This is a genomic window from Thermocrispum agreste DSM 44070 (assembly GCF_000427905.1).
Lineage (GTDB): Bacteria > Actinomycetota > Actinomycetes > Mycobacteriales > Pseudonocardiaceae > Thermocrispum > Thermocrispum agreste.
On record NZ_KE386603.1, the window covers coordinates 205,336 to 227,017 of the forward strand.

Annotated in this window: 19 protein-coding genes and 2 pseudogenes; 13 read left to right on the forward strand and 8 right to left on the reverse strand. The window is 70.2% G+C overall.

All coding sequences use genetic code 11. From position 1 onward, the window contains the following. The first annotated feature begins 38 nt into the window (after positions 1-38). On the forward strand, positions 39-1,766 hold the full coding sequence (locus YWY_RS0111175) for an ABC transporter family substrate-binding protein (protein WP_038045124.1): 1,728 nt from the start codon (positions 39-41) through the stop codon (positions 1,764-1,766). A 145-nt stretch (positions 1,767-1,911) separates the two neighbouring features. Here YWY_RS0111175 and YWY_RS0111180 read toward each other — a convergent pair whose 3' ends face one another. The 6 genes and pseudogenes from YWY_RS0111180 to YWY_RS0111200 form a co-directional block, all read right to left on the reverse strand. Further along, positions 1,912-2,910: an ABC transporter ATP-binding protein gene (locus YWY_RS0111180; RefSeq protein ID WP_028847670.1), complete on the reverse strand. Its 999-nt coding sequence runs from the start codon at positions 2,908-2,910 to the stop codon at positions 1,912-1,914. Continuing rightward, the gene (locus YWY_RS0111185) at positions 2,903-3,940 is read right to left on the reverse strand and encodes an ABC transporter ATP-binding protein (protein WP_038045013.1); all 1,038 of its coding nucleotides are present in this window, start codon (positions 3,938-3,940) and stop codon (positions 2,903-2,905) included. Before YWY_RS0111185 ends, YWY_RS0111180 begins: the two co-directional genes overlap by 8 nt. 5 nt (positions 3,941-3,945) lie before the next feature. Then, positions 3,946-4,713: pseudogene (locus YWY_RS24660) on the reverse strand (ABC transporter permease); the annotation flags it as partial. Between the two features lie 303 nt (positions 4,714-5,016). Further along, positions 5,017-5,250: pseudogene (locus tag YWY_RS24795) on the reverse strand (ABC transporter permease); the annotation flags it as partial. After that, positions 5,243-6,166 carry an ABC transporter permease gene (locus YWY_RS0111195; RefSeq protein WP_028847672.1) on the reverse strand — a complete coding sequence of 308 codons (924 nt, stop codon included), beginning with the start codon at positions 6,164-6,166 and terminating at the stop codon, positions 5,243-5,245. The gene YWY_RS0111195 and the pseudogene YWY_RS24795, both read right to left, overlap by 8 nt. A gap of 134 nt (positions 6,167-6,300) precedes the next feature. Continuing rightward, positions 6,301-7,938, reverse strand: coding sequence for a peptide ABC transporter substrate-binding protein (locus YWY_RS0111200; RefSeq protein WP_028847673.1), 1,638 nt, complete (start codon positions 7,936-7,938; stop codon positions 6,301-6,303). A 379-nt stretch (positions 7,939-8,317) separates the two neighbouring features. On the opposite strand from YWY_RS0111200, the gene YWY_RS0111205 reads away from it, so the two are divergent. Genes YWY_RS0111205 through YWY_RS0111220 form a run of 4 tightly spaced genes read left to right on the forward strand, consistent with a single transcriptional unit; the run spans position 8,318 to position 10,668 of the window. Continuing rightward, positions 8,318-8,599 carry a hypothetical protein gene (locus YWY_RS0111205; protein WP_028847674.1) on the forward strand — a complete coding sequence of 94 codons (282 nt, stop codon included), beginning with the start codon at positions 8,318-8,320 and terminating at the stop codon, positions 8,597-8,599. After that, positions 8,596-9,429 (forward strand): N-acetyl-1-D-myo-inositol-2-amino-2-deoxy-alpha-D-glucopyranoside deacetylase, encoded by an 834-nt coding sequence (mshB, locus tag YWY_RS0111210; RefSeq protein WP_038045015.1) that lies wholly within the window; start codon positions 8,596-8,598, stop codon positions 9,427-9,429. Before YWY_RS0111205 ends, mshB begins: the two co-directional genes overlap by 4 nt. After that, on the forward strand, positions 9,426-10,016 hold the full coding sequence (locus tag YWY_RS24120) for a hypothetical protein (RefSeq protein WP_342665109.1): 591 nt from the start codon (positions 9,426-9,428) through the stop codon (positions 10,014-10,016). The genes mshB and YWY_RS24120 overlap by 4 nt, the downstream gene beginning before the upstream one ends. After that, positions 9,901-10,668: a hypothetical protein gene (locus tag YWY_RS0111220; protein ID WP_342665120.1), complete on the forward strand. Its 768-nt coding sequence runs from the start codon at positions 9,901-9,903 to the stop codon at positions 10,666-10,668. Before YWY_RS24120 ends, YWY_RS0111220 begins: the two co-directional genes overlap by 116 nt. Before the next feature lie 86 nt (positions 10,669-10,754). On the opposite strand, the gene YWY_RS0111225 is transcribed toward YWY_RS0111220, so the two are convergent. Further along, complete coding sequence (locus YWY_RS0111225) at positions 10,755-11,543, reverse strand: site-2 protease family protein (protein ID WP_028847677.1); 789 nt, start codon at positions 11,541-11,543, stop codon at positions 10,755-10,757. A 313-nt stretch (positions 11,544-11,856) separates the two neighbouring features. Between YWY_RS0111225 and YWY_RS0111230 the strand changes: the two genes are divergently transcribed. Both YWY_RS0111230 and YWY_RS0111235 read left to right on the forward strand, forming a co-directional pair. Further along, on the forward strand, positions 11,857-12,141 hold the full coding sequence (locus YWY_RS0111230; protein ID WP_028847678.1) for a WhiB family transcriptional regulator: 285 nt from the start codon (positions 11,857-11,859) through the stop codon (positions 12,139-12,141). A gap of 60 nt (positions 12,142-12,201) precedes the next feature. After that, on the forward strand, positions 12,202-15,564 hold the full coding sequence (locus YWY_RS0111235) for a glycosyltransferase (RefSeq protein ID WP_342665110.1): 3,363 nt from the start codon (positions 12,202-12,204) through the stop codon (positions 15,562-15,564). Positions 15,565-15,571: 7 nt separating this feature from the next. On the opposite strand, the gene YWY_RS0111240 is transcribed toward YWY_RS0111235, so the two are convergent. Next, entirely contained in the window at positions 15,572-16,006 is a 435-nt protein-coding gene (locus YWY_RS0111240; RefSeq protein ID WP_028847680.1) for a metallopeptidase family protein, read from the reverse strand. A 216-nt stretch (positions 16,007-16,222) separates the two neighbouring features. Between YWY_RS0111240 and YWY_RS0111245 the strand changes: the two genes are divergently transcribed. From YWY_RS0111245 to YWY_RS21545, 6 genes are all read left to right on the forward strand, one after another. Continuing rightward, entirely contained in the window at positions 16,223-16,585 is a 363-nt protein-coding gene (locus YWY_RS0111245) for a DUF3499 domain-containing protein (RefSeq protein ID WP_028847681.1), read from the forward strand. Positions 16,586-16,648: 63 nt separating this feature from the next. Beyond that, positions 16,649-18,007, forward strand: a complete 1,359-nt coding sequence (locus YWY_RS0111250) for a phosphomannomutase/phosphoglucomutase (protein ID WP_028847682.1) — start codon at positions 16,649-16,651, stop codon at positions 18,005-18,007. A gap of 25 nt (positions 18,008-18,032) precedes the next feature. Continuing rightward, complete coding sequence (locus YWY_RS0111255; RefSeq protein ID WP_028847683.1) at positions 18,033-18,254, forward strand: Trm112 family protein; 222 nt, start codon at positions 18,033-18,035, stop codon at positions 18,252-18,254. Beyond that, positions 18,251-19,345 (forward strand): hypothetical protein, encoded by a 1,095-nt coding sequence (locus YWY_RS0111260; RefSeq protein WP_028847684.1) that lies wholly within the window; start codon positions 18,251-18,253, stop codon positions 19,343-19,345. The genes YWY_RS0111255 and YWY_RS0111260 overlap by 4 nt, the downstream gene beginning before the upstream one ends. Before the next feature lies 1 nt (position 19,346). Further along, positions 19,347-20,567 carry a mannose-6-phosphate isomerase, class I gene (manA, locus tag YWY_RS0111265; protein ID WP_028847685.1) on the forward strand — a complete coding sequence of 407 codons (1,221 nt, stop codon included), beginning with the start codon at positions 19,347-19,349 and terminating at the stop codon, positions 20,565-20,567. A gap of 99 nt (positions 20,568-20,666) precedes the next feature. Then, complete coding sequence (locus YWY_RS21545) at positions 20,667-21,635, forward strand: cation diffusion facilitator family transporter (RefSeq protein WP_051310158.1); 969 nt, start codon at positions 20,667-20,669, stop codon at positions 21,633-21,635. Positions 21,636-21,682 lie beyond the last annotated feature (47 nt).

Genomic DNA, 21,682 nt, shown 5'->3' on the forward strand with positions numbered 1-21,682 from the left:
GCAAAGTTCGCTGCACAGGGTCGAGTGAGGAGATGTTGATGAGCCGTCGTCGGACATGGCGAGTGGGGGCCGCACTGGGTGCGGTTCTGCTGGCTGTGGTGGGCTGCACCAGCACCCCACCGCCGCCACCGCCCCCGACGTCGGTGCCGCCGAGCCCGACCGCGAGCAGCACGCCCGATCAGATCGTCATCGGGGTCGACTCGATCGCCGGCGGGTACAACCCGCACCAGCTGGCCGACATGTCCACCACCACGACGGCGCTGGCCCAGTTGCTGCTGCCGTCGGTCTACCGGCTGGGTCCGGACGGCAAGTACCAGCTGGACAAGACCCTGATGCGGTCGGTGGAGGTCGTCGACGAGGACCCGTTCACCGTGGCGTACACGCTGCGGCAGGACGCCTCGTGGTCCGATGGGGCGCCGATCGCGGCGGAGGACTTCCGCTACCTGGCGGACCAGATGCGCACTCAGCCGGGCACGGTGGGGCCCGCCGGCTACCGGCTGATCACCGACGTGCAGTCCAGGGAAGGCGGCAAACGGGTCGAGGTGACCTTCGCCAAGCGCTTTCCCGGCTGGCGGTCGCTGTTTGCGAACCTGCTGCCGTCGCACCTGCTCAAGGACATCCCTGGCGGATGGCAGGAGGCGATGATCAGCAGCTATCCCGCCTCCGGCGGGCCGTATGCGATCAAGACGATCGACGTCGGCCGTGGCGAGATCCTGATCGAACGCAACGAGCGGTACTGGGAGAAGCCGTCGGCGGTGGACCAGCTGATCCTGCGCGCGGTGGACAGCGAGGGGCCCGCCGAGGAGCTGCGGAACAACAACCTGCAGTTCTCGCTCACCGCGACCGATGCCGGCCGGATGGCCGACCTGCGCGCGCTCGGCAAGGCGGTCGAACTGCACACCGTGCACCGCCCGCAGGTGGCCGAGATCGCGTTGCGCCCGGTGCGCGAACCGCTGGCCGACGAGCAGGTGCGGGAAGCGATCGCGGCACTGATCGACCGTGACGAGCTGATCCGGATCGGCACCGGTGGTGGCCCGGCCGAGAAGTTACGCGCCGACGCCCAGGTCCTGGCCCCTTCGCAGCGCGCCTATCGAGCCACGTTGCCCGCCGACCGTGGCAAGCCCGACCCGCAGCGCGCGGAGTCGCTGCTGCGGCAGGCAGGCTACCGGCTCACCCCGGAGGGCTGGGCCGACGCGGACGGGGAACCGCTGAGCCTGGTGGTGGCGTCTCCCGGCGAGCAGGAGCCGTACGCATCGATCGCCGAGCGCCTCGCCGAGCAACTGACCGAGGCGGGCGTCGAAGCCAAAGCGGTGCAGCCGGACCCGCGTGAGCTGTATGCGGTGGACCCGGCGGACCCGGACGCCGAGCCGATCGACGACGGCTCGGGCAACGAGGTGTTCGTCGACGTGCTGGTCGGGCCGCGAGCGGTGAGCCTGGAGCCTGCCACGGACTTCGCCTCCCGCTTCTCCTGCCGGAAGGCGGACACTTCGGACGACACCGACGCCGACTTCGAGCCCGGCAACGTCGCCGGCTGGTGCGACCAGTACCTGCAGTCCAGGGTGGACGACGTGCTGACGGGGGAGCGCTCGCTGCGCAGCGAGCTGGGCAGTCTCGAACCCCGATTGTGGCGGGAGAACGTGACCATCCCGCTGTTCCAGCTCGCCGACACGCTCGCGGTCGGCCGGGACGTCTCCGGGGTCACCCAAGGGCCTCCGCTGGCCGGCCCGTTCGGCTCGGCGGTGAACTGGCTGCGCATCACCGAGTGACGCCGGGACGGGAGCCGGTGCTCCGCGCTGTGTGCGCCCGCCGGGCAGCGGCGCGCTGCAGCGGGTGATTCGTGACGACACGGACCGACGACAGCGAAAGGCCCCTGCCGCATCCGGCAGGGGCCTTTCGCGCAGGGAGTGAGTGTCACGGAACCACCGATCGCTCCTCGGCGAAGTGACACGCGCTCGGGTGTCCGGCGACCCGGTCCACCAGCTCCGGCACCTTCTCGGCGCACAGTTCCTGTGCCTTCCAGCAGCGGGTGCGGAACCGGCATCCCGACGGCGGGTTGAGCGGGCTCGGCACGTCACCCTCCAGGCGGATCACCTGCCTGGTGCCCCGCACGTCCGGGTCGGCCACCGGGACGGCGGACAGCAACGCCTGGGTGTACGGGTGGGTGGGCCGCTCGTAGATGTCGTCCTCGGTGCCGATCTCCACGATCTTGCCCAGGTACATCACCGCGACCCGGTCGGACAGGTGACGCACCACCGACAGGTCGTGCGCGATGAAGATGTAGGACAGGCCGAATTCCTTCTGCAGCGAGTCCAGCAGGTTCATCACCTGCGCCTGGATCGACACGTCCAGCGCCGACACCGGCTCGTCGCAGATGATCACCTTCGGCCGCAGCGCCAGCGCCCTGGCGATGCCGATGCGCTGCCGCTGACCGCCGGAGAACTGGTGCGGGTAGCGGTTGATGTGCTCGGGGTTGAGCCCGACCACCTCCAGCAGCTCCTGCACCTTGCGCCGCCGGGAGTCCTTCGGCGCGACCTCGGGGTGGATCTCGAACGGCTCCCCGACGATGTCACCGACGGTCATCCTCGGGTTCAGCGACGTGTACGGGTCCTGCAGCACGATCTGGATCTCGCGGCGCAGCGCCCGCAGCTCGTTGCCGCGCAGCTTGAAGATGTCCCTGCCCTCGAACAGCACCGAGCCGCTGGTCGGGGGCTCCAGGCACATCAGCACTTGAGCCAGCGTCGACTTGCCGCAGCCGGACTCGCCGACCACGCCGAGCGTCTCGCCCTTGTGCAGGTCGAACGAGACCCCGTCGACGGCCCGCACGTGGCCGACCGTCTTCTTGAACACGATGCCCTGCCTGACCGGGAAGTGCTTGACCAGGTCACGCACCTGCAGGATGGGCTCAGCCATTGCGGACCACCTCCTCGGCGAAGTGGCACTTGCTGTACCGGCCGTTGCCGAGGTCGTGGTTGCCCGGCACCGTCGTGCTGCACACCGGGGCCGCCTGCGGGCACCGCGGGTGGAACGGGCAGCCGCTGGGGATGTTGAGCAAGCTCGGCGGCAAGCCCTTGATCGTCTCCAGCGTCTGGCCCTTCTGGTCCAGCCGGGGCAGCGAGTTGAGCAGCCCGATGGTGTACGGGTGGCCCGGTGCCTTGTACACCGAGCGGGCGTCGCCGTGCTCGACGATCCGGCCCGCGTACATCACCGCGATGCGGTCGGCGGTCTCCGCCACCACGCCCAGGTCGTGGGTGATGAGGATCAGCCCCATCTGCCGCTCGTTCTTGATCTCGGCCAGCAGGTCCATGATCTGGGCCTGCACGGTGACGTCCAGCGCGGTGGTCGGCTCGTCGGCGATGAGCAGCTGCGGGTCGAGCGCCAGCGACATGGCGATCATCGCGCGCTGCCGCATCCCGCCGGAGAACTCGTGCGGGTACTGCCGTACGCGACCCTTGGCGTTCGGGATGCGCACCAGGTCGAGCAGCTCGATGGCCCGCTTGCGGGCCTCCGCCTTGCTCATCCCCTTGCGGATGCGCAGCTGCTCCTCGATCTGGAAGCCGACGGTGAACACCGGGTTCAGCGCCGACAGCGCGTCCTGGAAGATCATCGCGATCCCGTCGCCGCGCAACAGCCGCCGCTTCTCCGGCGACAGCTTCAGCAGCTCCTGGCCGCGGAACTTGATCGAGCCGCCGGTGACGAACGCCGGGGGCGAGTCGAGGATGCCCATGATGGTCTGGGCGGTGACGCTCTTGCCGGAACCGGATTCACCCAGCACCGCCAGCGTCTCCCCGGCGTCGACGTGGTAACTCACGCCGTTGAGCACCTTCGCCACACCGTCGCGGGTGCGGAACTCGACGTGCAGGTCGCGCACTTCGAGCAGGGGTCCGTCCTGCCCGTTCGTGGTGGGGTCGGTCAACACCGACTCTGACGTGTTGGCAGTCATGGCTCCTACTTCAGCTTCGGGTCGAGCGCCTCGCGGACGGCGTCGCCGATGGTGACGAACACCAGCACGGTGAGCGTCAGGAACGACGCCGGGAAGATCAGCAGCAACGGCGAGGCCCTGATGTAGTCGCGCGAGTCGGCGATCATCACGCCCCACGACACGGCCGGGTCACGTAGGCCGATGCCGAGGAACGACAGCGTCGCCTCGGCGCCGATGAACGCGCCGAGCGCGATCGTGGCGTAGACCAGCACCGGGGCGAGACAGTTCGGCAGCAGGTGCCGGAAGATGATCCGGGCGGACGACGCGCCGAGCGCCCTGGCGGCCTTGACGTAGTCCTGCTGCTTGGCAGCGATGACGGCGGATCGCATGATGCGCATCGACACCGGCCAGGACAGCACCGAGATCGACATGACCACCATGGCCACGATGGCGGGTGCGCTGTCGAACCCCGCCGACCGGAACGCGCTCAGGATGACGATCGCGCCGAGCACGAACGGCAGGCCGAAGAACACCTCGCCGATGCGGGACAGCAGGCTGTCCAGCCAGCCACCGAAGTAGCCGGACAGGATGCCGACCAAGCTGCCGATCAGCACGGTCAGCAGGGTCGCGCTGAACCCGACCAGGAGCGTGTAGCGAGTGCCGTAGACCACCCGCGCGTAGATGTCACGGCCTTGCTGGTCGTAGCCGAACGCCGCCCCGACCTCGACGGTCGACAAATCGTCCAGCGCGATGAACAGGCCAGCGCCACCCGCCACGGCGAGCAGGGCGACCACGCCCCACGTGCCGGCGTTGCCGCGCAGCAAGCGGCTGACCTTCGGCACGCCGGACACCACGCCGCAGGCGAACACGAGCGCCCCGATGACCAGGTACAGCGTAACCGAGTTGATCAAGCCGCCGGCAAGCAGCAGGACGCCGCCGATGCCCGCCACGTAGGGCGCCATCTTCCTGCTGACGCCGTCCCGCAGCTTGCCCACGGTGGCCAGGATCGCGGCGATCACGGTGATGCCCGACCCGATGATGGCCAGCACGGTGGCCAGGTACGGCACGTTCGGCCCGATCCTGGCGCGGTCCAGGTCCCGCAGCCGCGGGTTCTCCTCGGCGAACCAGGACGGGAAGATCGCCACCACGACCAAGAACGCGATGACGGCCATCGAGATGACGAACAGCGGCCGCCTGGTCAGGTCGTGCCATGCGTCCGACCACAGGCTGCGGGTCTTCTCCTTGGTGCCCGTGGCGTGCTCGGCCGCGGTGATGTAGTCGCCGGTCTGACCGGCGGGTACGCCTTCGGCGGCCATCGTGGGGTCACTCATAGCGGATCCTCGGGTCGAGAACGGCGTACAGCAGGTCGATGATCAGGTTGGTGATCAGGAAGACGATCACCAGCAGCACGACGACACCGGTGACGACGGTGCCCTCCTTGGACAGGATCGACGAGTAGACCAGCCCGCCGACGCCGTTGATGCCGAAGATGCCCTCGGTCACGATGGCGCCGCCCATCAGGCTGCCCAGGTCGGTGCCCAGGAAGGTGATCACCGGGATCATCGAGTTGCGCAGCAGGTGCACGCCGACCACGCGGCGCTGCGGCAGGCCCTTGGCCACCGCGGTGCGGACGAAGTCGGCGCGCCGGTTCTCCGCGATCGACGTCCTGGTCAACCGGGCGACGTAGGCCATCGACAAGCTGCCGAGCACGAAGCCTGGGGCGAGCAGTTCGGTGAAGCTCGGATCCGACGACACGGTCAGGTCGATGATGTCCAGCCAACTGCCCAGCACCAGCTGGACGACGAACGCGATCACGAACACCGGGAACGCGATCACCACCAGCGTGGACACCAGCACCAGGTTGTCGATGAAGCTGCCGCGCCGCAGGCCGGTGAGGATGCCCGCGGTGACGCCGATCAGCGCCTCGAAGCCGACCGCGATGGCGGCCAAGGTGATCGACACCGGAGCGGCGGCCTCGATCAGTTCGCCGACCTCCCGGTCGGAGTAGGTGGTCCCGAAGTCGCCCTGCAGCAGATTGCCCAGGTAGGTGAAGTACTGGACGAAGATGTTCTCGTCCAGGTTGTACTTCTCGATCATCGCCTGGCGGAACTCCGGCGGACACGTGCTCTTGCACATGCCGGCGAACGGGTCGCCCGGCAGGGCCCACACCAGCACGTACACCAGGAACGTGGTGCCGATGAACACCGGGATGAGTTGCAACAAGCGTCTTATGACGTAACGGCCCATGAGCTCTCCTTATCCACCGGTGCCGCCGCTACGGGGATCAACCCGCCGGGCACGGTACCGGTTGGCGGTCGGCAGACGGCGGCTGACCCACCAGCAGTGGGCCAGCCGCCGTCGGTGCATGCGACCGAGCGCGGTCAGTCTTCCGACTTGATCCGGACCGAGAGCAGGTCGAGCTCGCCGGTCAGCTTGTCGACCTTGACGTTCTCGAGCCGTTCGGACCAGCCCGCGATGTACGGGTTGCTCCACAGCGGGATGACCGGCATGTCCTGCGCGATCAGCTCCTCGGCCTCGTGGTACAGCCGCGCGGCCTCTTCGTCGTCGACGGTCGCGTCGGCCTCGGCCAGCTTGGCGTCGACCTTCGGGTTCGAGTAGCCGTTGTCGTTCGACGAGGCACCCGTGCGGAAGATCGGGTTGAGGAAGTTCTCCACGTGCGGGTAGTCGGCGCCCCAACCGGCGCGGTAGATCTGGGTCATCTCCCGGTTGTTGACCATCTCACGGATGACGCCGAACTCCTGCACCGGCACGAACTTGCACTCGACACCCAGGGCGTCCTCGATCTGACCGCAGACCGCCTCGATCCACTCCTTGTGGCCACCGTCGGCGTTGCTGGTGATCTCGATCGGCTTGTTGCCCCAGTCGGTCTTGTCGAACAGCTCCTTGGCCTTCTCCGGGTTGTGCTCGCACAGCTCGCCGCAGGCGCCGTCCTCCCACAGCGGCAGGTTCGGCACGCCGTAGCCCTTCACCGGGGTGCGGCTACCGCCGTAGATCTTGTCGGAGATCTGCTGGCGGTCGATGGCCATCGAGATGGCCTTGCGCAGGTTCGGGTCCTTGAACTTCGGGTCGTACAGCGGGAACGACAGCTCCTGGATGGACAGGTTGCCCGACGGGCCGGAGCGGCCCTTGAGGTCCTGCTGCCAGACGTTGTCGACCAGCGCCTTCGGCGGCATGTTGTTCAAGAAGTCGAGGTTGTTGTCGCGAACCGCGTCGTAGTCCGCCTCCGGGGTACCGAAGCGGAACTCGACGGTCTTGATGCTCGGCTTCTTCGGGCCCTGGTAGTCCTCGAAGCGCTCGAGCACGATGCTGTTCGCGGTCTGCTTGACGAACTTGAACGGGCCGGAGCCGATCGGCTTCTTCTCGAACGCCTCCTTGTTCTCGAAGAAGGCGTCCGGCAGCGGCATGAACGCGCTGTAGCCGACCTTGTACTGGAACGCCGGCATCGGCTTGTCGAACTCGACTTGCAGCGTGTAGTCGTCGAGCGCCTTGACGCCGGACATCTCCTTCTTCTTCGGCGTCGGGGCCTTCTTCGGGCCGTCGCCGTCGGGGTCTTCGCTGGTGACGTCCTCGTAGCCCTTGACACCGACGAAGAAGCTGGAGTGCTGTTGGGCGTTCGGCGTGTAGGCGGTGTAGTTCCACGCCTTGACGTAGTGCTCCGCCTTGATCTCGGTGCCGTCGTGGAACTTCCAGCCCTTCTTCAGGGTGTAGGTGATCTTCTTGCCGTCCTCCGAGACGTCGACCTTCTCGGCGTGCTCCGGCACCGGCTCACCGGTGTCGGAGTCGTAGCGCATCAGGCCGCTGTAGAGGACCTCGACGATCTTGCCGCCGCCTGCTTCGCTGGTGTTACCCGGGACGAGCGGGTTCTCCGGCGCGGTACCGCTCACCGTGATCTTGCTGTCTGCCGCCTCGCCGGCGCCGTCGTCGCCGCCGCAGGCGGTCAACGTCAAGGCGACGATGGGCACCAAGGCCACTGCCGCCATCCAGCGTGGTCTACGCATGGGTCTCCTCCGAGCTCATACCTTGAGGTGTCTCGCGTTGCGCGGCACAGGGTTGCCGCGGGCTTTGTCGGAATAGTCGTCGCTCATCCCGGACGTTGGGACGCTAATGCGCCGCTGTCGTGAACTGGCCACGAATGACGTCACAAAGCCGTCACAATCGGACACTACTACCTCTTTTGGGCTAATAATGTCCAGTCCGTCGAGTGGTCCTTTTACCCGACAGTAACAATGCGAATGCGGCCGACTACCCCATGTGTATGGCATTGACGCAGAGCCGCATCGTCCTCGCCGACAGTGTCCGAAGTGAGCCGCCGCGCGGGTCGCGGTTCGCCGGGTCCTAGGCTGTCCGCGTGGGGGTCAGGGACGAAAGAAGCGGCGGATGAAGCATCTGCACAGCGGTGAGGCCCGGGACGCCTGCCACGACGACGGCACCGTGGTGCTCGTCACCTCCGGCCGGATCCCGGTCTTCGACGGGGTGCTGCCGGCACCGGTGCAGGGACCGGGTGGCCAGCAACCTCCGTCCGCCGAGCAGTTCGTGCAGGACCGGGTCGGCTGGAACGAAAGGCCGCCGGGGCCGGTGACCCCGCCGGACGTGGTGGGCGGCGCGGTTGCGCGCCGTGGCCGCCTGCCCAGGATCGACCGGACAGCGGTAGGCGTATGAGTGATCGCACTTTGCTGCTGGTGCACGCGCACCCGGACGACGAAACGCTCGCGACCGGAGGCGTCATTGCCCGTTACGCCGCGGAGGGCGTACGGGTCGTGGTCGTGACGTGCACGCTGGGCGAGGAGGGCGAGATCATTCCGGCCGAGCTGGCGCAGCTGGGCGCATGGGCGGCCGATCAGCTGGGCGGATACCGGCACGGCGAGCTGATGGCCGCGTGCCGGGCGCTGGGTGTCGCCGAGCACCGCTACCTGGGCGGCATCGGCCGCTGGCGGGATTCCGGGATGGCGGGCACCCCCTCGGCCGAGCATCCCCGCGCCTTCGTCCGGGGCGACCTCGACGAGCAGGCGGCCCAGCTGACGGCGATCATCGACGAGCTCCGGCCGCAGGTGGTGGTCACCTACGACGAGTTCGGCGGCTACGGGCACCCGGACCACATCCGCGCCCACCAGGTCACCATGGCCGCCGCGGTGCGGGCCGAGCCGGTGCGGCGGGTCTTCCACGTGGTCTCGCCGCGTACCCCGGTGGCCGAATCGCTGGACCGGTTGCGGTCGGTACCCGGGTTGCCGTTCACGGTGCCGGAGATCGACGACGTGCCCACCGTCCCGGACGACGTGGTCACGACCGTCGTCGACACCCGGAGCGCGGCCGCCGCGAAGCAAGCCGCCCTGCGCGCGCATGCCACACAGATCGCCGTGTGGGACGGTCCGCCGGTGTGCTGGGCACTGTCCAACAACCGGGTGCAGCCGGACCTGACCGCCGAGTACTTCCGGCTGGCGCACGGGCCGTCCGGTGGATGTTCCGACGACTTGTTCGGCGGGCTGGCATGAGTCGTCCGGAAAGCCATGGCAGCCGTGCGGACGTCGCCGACCAGCTGTTGCTCACGCTGCTGCTGGTCGACGCCGTACTGCTGGCGGTGCTCGAGGTGTTCTTCGTGCCGCTGCGGCTGGACGGAGCGGTGTTGCCGCTGGCGGGCTGGTACCCGTTGCCGATCAGCCTGGTGGTGGCTGCGGTCAGCACACCGTGGCTGGTGTCGCAGACTGCCCGGGTGGCCGTCCGCATGCACGCCCCGGTGGGGCTGGCCGCGCTGCCGTTGGCGCTGTGGCTGGCCACGGTGCTGGTGCTCGGCCTGGGCGGCCCGGGCGGCGACATGGTGCTGATCCAGGACTGGCGGGGCATCGGCCTGCTGGCCGCCGGTTCGATTCCGGGTGCGCTGATGCTCGGTGTGCGGTTGGGTCGACAGTCGACGGACAACGGAGTGAGCAGGGGGAGTCGTGGCGGAGCCGATCAGCGACAAGCAAGTGGTGGCGGTGCTGCGCCCGTTCGTGGCGGCCACCGCACCGGTGCTCGACGCTCTGCGCGAGGCCGACCCGCTGGGGCTGCGGGCGAAGATGGCGGCGGCCGAGGAACGCGGTGAGTCGCTTGCCGAGCTGGAGCAGGTCGAACCGACCCTGCGCAGGCGGCTGATCGACGGGCTCGCCGCGGTACGGGTGCCAGGCAGTGCGGGCTGGCAGCGGATGGACGCCGAGGAACGCACGGCGTGGTGGATCCACCGCGTCGGCCGCATCACGGCGCTGATCACCGCCGTTCCGGGCCTCGGCGGTGCACTGGCCGACCGGTTTCCGGTGCAGGACGCGGTCGGCGCCGCCGCCCAGGGGCTGCTGTTGTGCGCGATCGCAGGCGAGCACGGCGTGACGGACAAGGCCGATCGGGTGCGGCTGCTGGCATGGGTGCTGTTCGACCGCGACGTCGACCGGGCGTTGGCGGCCGGTGAGCAGCCAGAAGAACGCCGGCGCATCGGCGAGCTCACCGAGGACCTGCCCGGCAAACCCGGCGGCAAGATGTCGCTGAAGGCGTTGGCGGTCACGTTGTGGCGCCTCGGGCGGACGCTGCTGGCGATCAGCGACGAGCTGGAGAAGCGCCCGCAAGGCCGCTTGATCTATCGGATGTTCGGGGTGTTCCCGGTGATCGGGGCACCCGCGGACTACTTGTCCGAGCGGTCGGCGCTGAAGAAGGCGGCCAAGCGGGCCAGGAGGTGGATGCAACAGCATGCCGGCACGCAGGCGTGAGCCCGCCAGGCCGGTGCGTCGGTGCGCGCCTGCCAGGCCGGTGCGTCGGTGTGGCGATGCCGGGCCACCGGGCGCGGCGGGCCCGGTCAGCGCCAGAACTGGAACAGCTGCAGGCCGATGATCGCGGCCAGCTCGTTCCCGCCGACCAGGCCGAACACGAAGTAGGAGAACTCGAAGAACACCCGCGCCACCGGCTCCACCGCGATCAGCAGCGCGAACAGCACCAGCGGAGCCCACGGCCTGGCCTTGGCGCCGAACTCGCGCGCCTGCGGCGACAGATACGGCTCGATCGCGCCGTAGCCGTCCAGCCCGGGCACCGGCAGGATGTTCAGCACGAACGCCAGGATCTGGAACATCGCCAGCAGCGACAGCCCGCACAGCAGGCCGAACGGCATGTCCGGGAACAGGGCGACGGCGCCGGTGAGCAGCACGCCGAGCGCCAGGTTGGACAGCGGGCCTGCCAGCGACACCGCCGACGAGACCGCCCGGGAGCGCAGCGCCCACTGGTTGATCCACACCGCGCCGCCCGGCAGTGGAATGCCGCCGATGGCCAGGATCAGCAGCGGCAGCACCAGCGACAGGATCGGATCGGTGTAGCGGCGGATGTCCATGGTCAGGTAGCCCTTGTGCGCCACCTCCCGGTCCCCGCCCCGGTAGGCCACCACGGCGTGCCCGAACTCGTGCAGCGTCAGCGACACCGCCCAGCCGCCCAGCACGAGCAGCACGATCCCGGTGATGCCGAGCGGATTGGTGCCCGCCTCGCCGGAGACGTCCAGCTCCACCGGCGGGAAGAACGCGGCGAGCAGGCCCCCGGCCACGGCGACGGCCAGCAGGGCGAGGAAGATCGGACTGGGGCGCACAGCTGATCGAGGCACCCGTTTAGTCTGAACTACCAGCGACCCCGCGCCCGCAGTGGGCCGTATCAAGCCGGCAGCACCGTGAGGAACCAACCAATTGCTCGGCGTGTCGGCTTGCGCGTCGCGGAATTCGTATCCCCCAACTATGGGACTTCGCTTGACCGGGTGGGATCACAAGGGTGTAATCACAGTAATGTCATTTGCGTCGCTGCGCAGGTAGACAGCGGAAATCGTGGTGCGGTTGTCCGGGGACGAATGTGTTCGCCGCAAGCTGCGTGGAGGCAAGGAGGCGGACGTGGGTAACGCGGAACCAAGGCGTCAGGGGGAGGCCATGAGTGGGGTGGGGAACTCCGCACCCGAGCTCGACATCCTGGCCGAGCTGTTCGACGTGGCCGAGGAGCAGGACTGGCAGGAGCGCGCGTTGTGCGCGCAGACCGATCCGGAGGCGTTCTTCCCGGAGAAGGGGGGCTCGACCCGGGAGGCCAAGCGCATCTGCCAGGGGTGCGAGGTGCGCAGTGAGTGCCTGGAGTACGCGCTCCAGCACGACGAGCGCTTCGGCATCTGGGGTGGGTTGTCGGAGCGGGAGCGGCGCAAGCTGAAGAAGCGCACGGCGTAGCCGCGTCCGCTGCGCGGGGTGATGACGGGAGCGCGCCCCGGCGGCGGTTACCTTCTGCACGTGTCGGAAGGCCAGGCAGCGCCGCAAACGGCGCCCGTGCTCGCGGTGATGGTGTGCCACGATGGCGAAGCGTGGCTGCCGACGGTGTTGCGAGCACTCCAGCGCAGCAGTGTTCGTCCTGCACGCATCGTCGCGGTCGACACCGGTTCGGCCGACCGCACGGCGTCCTTGCTGAACGAAGCCGCCGAATCCGCGGCGTCGGTGATCGACGCGGTGGTGACGGTCCCGAGGGAAAGTGGCTACGCCGCCGCCGTCAAGGCAGGCGTGAAGCTGGCCGACGAGACGTTCGACGACGAGGTGCGGTGGCTGTGGCTGCTGCACGACGACAGCGCTCCGGAACCCGATTGCCTGGCCACCCTGCTGAATGCCGCGGAGGCGGCGCCGTCGGCGGCCGTGCTCGGCCCGCTCGGGGTGGACTGGGCCGATCCCCGGCTGGTGGTCGAGGCCGGGCTGTCCACCGATGCGTCGGGGCACCGCCGCCAGGACAGCGGGCTGAAGACCTCGGGCACCCCGTTGGACGACCCGACCGGGCAGAGCACCGAAGTGCTCGCCGTGCCGAGCGCGGGCGCACTGGTCGACCGGGCGCTGTGGGACGACGTCGGCGGGTTCGACGAGTCGTTTCCGCTGCTTGGGGAGGACCTCGACTTCGGGTGGCGGGCCAACGCGGTCGGCAGGACCGTGCTCAGCGTGCCGCAGGCGCACATCCGGCACGCCAGGGCGGTGCAGGCCGGTGACCGGGACACGGCCGCGTTGGAATCGACCGACCCGGCCGCGCTCCGCATCGCCGAGCGGCGCGCCGGGGTGCGCACGTTCCTGCTCAACTGCTCCCGGTTGTCGTTCTTGGTGGGGGTGCCCCGGCTGGCGTTGCTGTGCCTGCTGCGCGGCATCGCCTTCCTGCTGATCGGACGCTCGTTGCGGGCGCGTGCCGAGTTCGCCGGCGCCGGGGTGGTGTTCGGCGGACTGGCGCGCCTCCGGGCGGATCGCGCCCGGCGTGCCGCCGAGTGGCGCCGTCTCGCGCCAGGTGGGAAGCGTTCGCCGGTACGCGGCCTGCTCATCGGCCGGTTCGCGCGTGTCCGCCGCGGCGTCCGCCGTCTCGTGCTGGCGCTGGTGCGGCGCAACGTGGCGCAGGAGGTCGCGCTCGGCCGCCTGCCGGAGATGAAGGCGGTCAGGACGACGTGGACGCCGCCGGAGCAGCTGAAGGCAGCCACCTTCGGTGGCCGGACGCGTGGCGTGGTGGCCGTCCCGCTGGCCGGCCAGGAAGCGGCACGTCAGCTGCCCGCCGAGGACGAACGCGAGGAGGAACAGCGGTGGCGGCCGTCCCCGGGCGCCCACGCCGCGTCCACCGGCCTGGTGTTCGTCGAGATCGACCGCAAGCGCATCCTCACCGCGACCCTGCTCGCCCCCGGACTGCTGCTGACGGTGGGAGCGGTCGCTCTCGCGCTCGCGGTGAACTGGCATCGGCTGGGGCTCGACCTGGCCGGCGGACGGCTGCTGCCGGTCGGTTCGCTCGCGGAGATCTGGACGAGCTACCTGACCGGCTGGCACGCCGTCGGGGGTGGGACGTCGGCGCACGCGCCTGCGGCGCTGGCAGTGCTGGGCACGCTCGGTGCTCCGCTGGCGCCGGTCGGTGGGCCCGCCGCACTGGTGGCGCTCCTGCTGTTGTTCGACATCCCGCTGGCAGCGCTGAGCGCATATGCCGCCACGCGCAGGCTCAGGGTCCGGCGTTGGGTGCGTGCGCTGCTGGCCGCCGTCTACGCGGTGTTGCCGCCCGCCACTGCTGCCGTCGCGCAGGGTCGACTCGACGTCGTGGTCGCGCACATCCTGCTGCCGCTCGTCGTGGCAGGCATCGGTGCGGTGCTCCGGCCGGACGTGCTGGCCAAGCCGGATGCCCGGGACGGACGGCGCTGGCTGTCCACCGCGGGGGCCACGGCGCTCGGGGTGGCGCTGATCGGTGCTTTCAGCCCGCTCACCCACGTGGTGATCGTCATCGGGCTGGTGGCCGGGTTCGTGGTGGCGCCGTCGACCGTGCGGATGACGCGGCGCATCGCCGGGATGGCCGTGGTGGCCTTGCTGCCCCTGGCCCTGCTGCTGCCGTGGCCGACCGAGTGGGTGCGCAACCCGGCTCTGCTGCTGCATGGCGTCGGAGCCCGCCTGCCGGAGGTGACGGCAGGCGGCGGCGAGCTGTTCTCCCTGCACCCCGGCGGTGTCGGCGCCGTGCCGCTGGGTGCGGTGCTCATCGTCGCCGCGCTGGTCGGCGTGATCGTCCGGCCGGCCCTGAGCGCGGTCGTCGGCGGCGGGATCGTGGCGCTGGGTGGCGCCGCGCTCGCGGTCGTGCTGCTGGTGCCGATGGTTCCGCCCGGCGGCGGCGAGGCCCGGGTGGGGTGGGCCGGAGCGCCACTGCTGATCATCGGGCTGGGCCTGCTGTGCGTGTTGCTCGCGGTGACCCAGTACGAGACGGGAGCGCATCTGCGGCGCGCCCCGCTCGGGCTGGCTCAGCGGCTGGCGGTCGCGGTGTCCTTCGGCGGGCTGATCGTCTTCGCCGCGGCCGCGGTGGTCGCAGGCCGCGAAGGCCCGCTGCGCCCGGCCGACCGGATCGAGCCGACCGCGGCGATCGCGTCGGAACTGCGCCGGACCTCGACGGCGATCCTCGAGCTGCGTGCCGACGGTGATCCGCCACGGCTGTCCGCCGGCCGCACGCCTCGGTTCGGCGACGACGATCTCAAGCTGCCGGACGGCGCGGCCGAACGGCTCGCGGCATGGCAGCAGGTGCTGCTCACCTCGCGCGACCCCGAGGCGGTGCGGGACACCATGGCTGCGGCCGGTGCAGCGGGTGTCCGTTTCATCGCGCTCCCGCCGGGCGTGCCCGCTGCGGGTGTGATCACGACCGCAGGGGAGATCGCGACGACGGCGCCGCCGCTTGCCGACGGCCGGCAGCTGATCCGGTTGCGCCCGCCCAGCGGACCGGTCACGTTGATCGCGCCGGAAGTGACCAAGCTGGCGGTGAGCGGCGAGCCGCCGACCGGGGACATCGAAGGCGAAGGTGTCGCGGTGGTCGAGACCAGCCCGCCGGACGTGCGGGTGCGGGTCTCCGACGGCCCGGCGGGGCGCCTGCTGGTGCTGGCCGCCACGCACGAAGCCGGTTGGCAAGCCACCGTCGACGGCAGGCAGCGGCCGATCGTGCGGGCGTGGGGCCACCAGGTCGCGGTCGAGGTGCCGACCCGGTCCGCCGAGGTCGAGGTGAGCCACGACGACACGGTGCGGGAGATCCTGCTGCTGGCTCAGATCGGCGCGGTGTTGTTCACCCTGCTGACCGCGATCCCCAGCAGGCGCAGGAAGACGTCGCCGGGTGGTGACGAAGGCTAGCGGGGTGCTACTCGACGTCGTCGGGATCGACGCCGAGATAAGTGGCGATCTGTTCGACCAACACTTCGCGCACCAGGTCGGCCAGCTCCTCCGGATCCTTGGCGCGCGCTTCCAGCGGACGCCGGTAGACGACGATCCTGGCCCTGGTGGGCACCCCGTTGCGGTCGACCCCGACCGGGACCAGCCGGGACAGCGGCACCAGCCCGTCCAGCAGCAGCCCTTCGTCGTCGGGTTCTCCGCGGACGTCCGGGACCTCGTCCACCGCCACGTCGAGCTCCGCCAGCTTGTGCGCCCAGCGCGCCTCGATGGGCTCCAGCACCTCGACCACCAAGGCGTCGAACTGCTCCGCCCGGGTGGCCGCCGCCGGCAGCGTCGCGGGCAGCAGCGGCCCGCGCAGGCCACGGCCGCGTCGATCCCGTCGGCGGATGCGATTGCTACCCACGCTGGCAGCCTACGTCGTGGCGGTCCGCATCCCGCCGGCATGTGCCGACGGCCCGGTGGTGCCGCCCGCCGCGCGGGTGAAAGGCGCATTCGGGCGGTCGCCGTTGCCCGTGCGGGCACCATCGGACGGACATCGGGGTGGCCCGATGGTGACGATGTGATTTCCCTCGGTGCGCCTCCGCCCAGTGCTGGTCGACTCCGGCTACAGTTTGCGGCCATGCGAACCGTGCGTGTGTGCTCTCGGTCGGGGTGTGGACTTCCCGCGGTCGCCACGCTGACCTACGCCTACAGCGATTCGACGGCCGTTGTCGGTCCGCTGGCCACGGCCTCGGAGCCGCACTCCTACGACTTGTGCGCCGAACACGCGATGCGTTTGACCGCCCCGAGGGGCTGGGAGGTCGTCCGGCACGAGGGTGACTTCTCCGACGAGCCGTCGAGCGACGAGCTGACCGCGCTGGCGGAAGCCGTCCGCGAGGCGGGCAGGAAGGAACCCCCGCCGCAGCAGCAGCCCGACGAGCGGCCGCCGAGCGGCGGCACCCGTCGCGGCCACCTGCGCGTGCTGCCCGACCCGGTCACGTAGGGCCCGGTCCCGGTAGGCTCGGCACCGGTATCCGCTGCTGCTTGTCAAGAAATCGGGGGCCGTGTGACTGACCTGTCGGGCATCGTCAAGGCGTATGACATCAGGGGTGTGGTGGGCGAGCAGCTCACCGAGGAACTGGTCGGTGACTTCGGCGCGGCTTTCGCGCGCCTGATGCGCGGCGAAGGCGCGCGGGCGGTGGTGATCGGCCACGACATGCGCGACTCGTCGCCCGGACTGGCGCGGGCGTTCTCCGAAGGTGTGCTCGCGCAGGGCGTCGACGTGGTGTCGATCGGCCTGGCCAGCACCGATCAGCTGTACTTCGCCTCGGGTTCGCTGGATCTGCCCGGCGCGATGTTCACCGCCAGCCACAATCCGGCCGCCTACAACGGCATCAAGCTGTGCCGGGCAGGGGCCAGCCCGGTCGGGCAGGAGTCGGGCCTTGCCGACATCCGCGAGGCGGTCGAGCAGGGCGTGCCCGGCTACGACGGTCCGCGCGGTACGCGCACCGAGCGGGACGTGCTCGCCGACTATGCGGCCTACCTGCGCAAACTGGTCGATCTCAGCGGTATTCGACCGCTGCGCGTGGTGGTCGACGCGGGCAACGGCATGGGCGGGCACACGGTGCCGACCGTGTTCGACGGTCTGCCGGTGACGATCGAGCCGCTGTACTTCGAGCTGGACGGCACGTTCCCCAACCACGAGGCCAACCCGCTGGAGCCGGAGAACCTGCGCGATCTGCAGGCCAAGGTGCGCGAGCTGGGGGCCGACGCCGGGCTGGCCTTCGACGGCGACGCCGACCGGTGCTTCGTGGTCGACGAGCGCGGCGAGCCGGTCCCGCCGAGCACGGTCACCGCGCTGGTGGCGGTGCGGGAGCTGGCCAAGGAACCGGGCGCCACGATCATCCACAACCTCATCACGTCGAAGGCCGTTCCCGAGCTGGTCCGCGAGCACGGCGGGAAGCCGGTGCGCACCCGGGTCGGCCACTCGTTCATCAAGGCCACGATGGCCGAGACCAACGCGATCTTCGGCGGTGAGCACTCGGCGCACTACTACTTCCGTGACTTCTGGCGGGCCGACACCGGCATGCTGGCGGCGCTGCACGTGCTGGCCGCGCTCGGCGAGCAGGACAGGCCGTTGTCCGAGCTCGCCGCGCAATACCAGCGCTACGCGGGCTCGGGCGAGATCAACTCCCGGGTGGACGACCAGGTCGCGCGCATGATGGCGGTCAAGGAGGCGTTCGCCAAGCGGCCGGGCGTGCGGATCGACGAGCTGGACGGCCTGACGGTCGAGCTGCCGGACGGAAGCTGGTTCAATGTGCGTCCGTCGAACACCGAGCCGCTGTTGCGGCTGAATGCGGAAGCGGCCGACGCGGACGCGGTCGCGGCGCTGGCCGACGAGGTGCTGGCGATCATCCGCGGGTAGCGGCGGACCCTGGTAGGGAGGAAGCGTGGCCGTAGAGCTGGACGAGCAGCTGCTGGAGATTCTGGCCTGCCCGTCGGAGGATCATGCTCCGTTGCGTGCCGGGACGCCGGACGACCCCGACGCCGACGTGCTGACCTGCACCGAGTGCGGGCGGCAGTTCCCGGTGCGGGACGGCATCCCGGTGCTGTTGCTGGACGAGGCGATCCAGCCGGGCAAGGACACGGCGGAGGACGCGGGCGAGCAATGACCGGCTTCGACGACACCCTGCTCGACGATCCGGTTCGGCTGGCCGAGGCGGACACCGAAGCGCGGCTGCGCGCGGCGGCCATGGCCGGTGCGCAGGTGCGGGCGTCCGCGGAGATCGCACGCGAGCAGGATCTGGCCAGGCATCTGGACGTCGACCGGCCGCGGGCGCTGGTGCTGGCCGGAAGGCAGGGCACCGGCCGCGCCGCCATGCGGGTGATCGCGAGCCTGCTGGCTCCGGGGTGTCCGGTGCCGGTGGTGGTCACCGACGTGGTCCCGAACTGGGTCGGTGCGTTGGACGTGGTGTACGCCTTCACCGCCGACCCGGGGGACGACGAGCTGGCCGTCTCCCTGGACCGGGCGGTGCGGTACGGCGCGACCGTGGTGCTGACCGCGCCGCCGGAAGGGCCGGTAGCCGCCGCGGTCGCCGGCCGGGGCCTGCTGATCTCTCCCCAGCTGCGCGGGGCGATCCCGGAGAGCTTCCCGTGCGCGTTGATCACCGGGCTGCTCACCGTGTCCGGGCTGAACCTGCTGCCGGTGGACGTCGACCTGGTGGCGGATCAGCTCGACGCCGAGGCGGAGCGCAACCATCTCGGCCACGAGTCGTTCGTCAATCCGGCGAAGTCGCTGGCGCTGCGCTGGGCGGAGCGCACGCCGCTGCTGTGGGGACTGGATCCGGTGGCCGCCGCGGTCGCGGGCTACGGTGCGCATGCCCTGGCCGCGGACGCCGCGGTGGTGGCCGATGCGGCCGAATACCGGCACGCGGTAACTCGAGTGGCGCTACACCGGGCGGTGGTCAACGAGCACACTGGATCCAGCATCTTCGCCGACCCCGAGGAGGAGGCGCAGGACGGGGTCGTGCCGCGGATCCGGCTGTTGCTGGTGGCGATCCGCACCGACGCGGCGGCCAGCGTGGTGCGGCGGTCGGCGCACGAGGTGTTGCCAGAAGCGGAGGTACTCGACATGGCCGATGAACTGGGTGTGGCGGAGCCGGCGCTGGCCGCGGTGCTGGCGTTGCGCATGGAGATGGCGGCGTTGTACCTGGGGCTCGCCTCGGGGACGGTCGGCGGACGCTATCACTCGGTGCAGGCCTGACATGCGATTGCTGCGCAACGCGGTGCGTCCGTACGCCTGGGGATCGCGGACGGCACTGGCGGAATTCACCGGTCGTCCTGCGCCCACCGAGCATCCCGAGGCCGAGTTGTGGATGGGCGCCCACCCGCAAGACCCCTCGCGGGTGGCCACCCCCGACGGCGGGGAGCAGAGCCTGCTCGAGCTGATCGAATCCGACCCCTCCGGCCAGCTGGGGCCCGAGGTGGCCAGGCGATTCTCCGATCGTCTGCCGTTCCTGTTGAAGGTGCTCGCGGCGGACGAGCCGCTGTCCCTGCAGGCCCATCCGTCGGCCGAGCAGGCCGCGGAAGGCTTCGCCAGGGAGGAGAAGCTGGGCATTCCGCGGAACGCGCCGCACCGCAACTACCCGGACCCGACGCCGAAGCCCGAGCTGGTCTGCGCACTGACCGAGTTCCACGCGCTGGCCGGGTTCGCGCCCGCCGAGCGCACCGTGGCGCTGCTGCGCGCGCTGGATTCGGCGGAGCTGTCCAAGAGTGCGGGACTGCTGGCCGGGCAGCCGGACCGGGACGGGCTGCGGGCGCTGTTCACCACGTGGATCACGATGCCGCAGCAGCACCTCGACGAGCTGCTGCCCGCGGTGCTGAAGGCGTGCGCGGAGCACGTCGACGCCGGCGGCGAGTTCGAGCAGGAGTGCCACACTGCGCTGGAGCTGGCGGACCGCCACCCCGGCGACGCGGGCGTGCTGGCTTCCTTGCTGATGAACCGGCTGACGCTGCAGCCGGGCGAGGGCATCTTCCTGCCCGCGGGCAATTTGCACATGTACCTGCGCGGTATGGCGATCGAGCTGCAGGGCAACTCGGACAACGTGTTGCGGGGCGGCCTGACCCCCAAGCACGTCGACGTGCCGGAGCTGCTGCGCGTGCTGGACTTCACCTGCGGCGAGATGCCGGTGAGCACGGGGGATCCGGATCCGGACGAGCCGCGCATCCGCGTCTACCACACCCCGGCGCCGGAGTTCGAGCTGTCCCGCGTGGAGTGGACCGACGGCGACGACGGGGAGATCGTGCTGGCCGGCGGACGGCCACAGATCGTGCTGTGCAGCCGCGGTTCGGTGGTGCTGCGCGGGGAGCGGGAGCTGACCGTCCCGCGCGGCCGTTCGGTGTGGCTGCCCGCAGGCGAGCCGCCGGTGGCGGTGCGGCCTGCCGAGGCGGGCGGCGCGCAGATCTTCCGGGCGACCACCGGCTGAAGCCTCGCTCGCGCCACACCAGGGCGGAGATCACGCAAGCGGCCACTCGCACGTCCTATAAGCTCCCGTCGACTTCGAAGGACGTGAGGGAGGACGTGCGTGGCCGCCGAGGGCAGTACCAGGGCCATCATCGCTGCGCTGTTGGCCAACGCGGGTATCGCGACGGCCAAGTTCGTCGGTGCCGCGGTCACCGGGTCGTCGTCGATGCTGGCCGAAGGGGTTCACTCGGTCGCCGACACCACCAACCAGGGGTTGCTGCTGCTCGGGCAGCGCACCGCCAAGCGCCGGGCGACCCTGCAGCACCCGTTCGGCTACGGGCGGGACCGGTTCTTCTGGTCGTTCATCGTCGCGTTGATGCTGTTCTCGCTGGGCTCGCTGTTCGCGCTCTACGAGGGCATCGAGAAGCTGTCCGAGCCGCACGAGCTGGACTCGCCGATCGTCGCGGTGATCATCCTGGTGGTGGCGATCGCGCTGGAGGGGTTCAGCTTCCGCACCGCGATCGTCGAGTCGGCCAAGCTCAAGGGCGACGCCTCGTGGTGGCAGTTCATCCGGCAGTCCAGGGTGCCGGAGCTGCCGGTGGTGCTGCTGGAGGACGCCGGCGCACTGGTCGGCCTGGTGCTGGCGCTCGGCGGTGTCGGGCTGACCGTGCTGACCGGGGACCCGATCTGGGACGGCGTCGGCACGGTGTGCATCGGTGTGCTGCTCGGCGTCATCGCGATCATCCTGGTGGTCGAGATGAAGAGCCTGCTCATCGGTGAGGGCTCGCCGCCGGAGGAGCTGAAGACCATCGTCGGTGAGCTGGAAACCGGGGAGAACGTCGAGCGGGTCATCCACATCAAGACCCAGTACATGGGCCCGGAGGAGTTGCTGGTGGCCGCGAAGCTGGCGCTCACTCCGCGGTTGTCGCTGCCCGAGGTGGCGCGGGCCATCGACGAAGCCGAGGCCAGGGTGCGCGCCAAGGTGCCTGCTGCCCGGCTGATCTATCTCGAGCCCGACCTGGACCGGCAGCTGTCCGGGCCGTCGGACAAGGGCACGGCGAACGCGGCGGGCAGCGAGAAGCAGGGCTGAACCGGCGGATCACCGGGACGCGTGGGTGCTGCCCCGCAAGCGGCGGT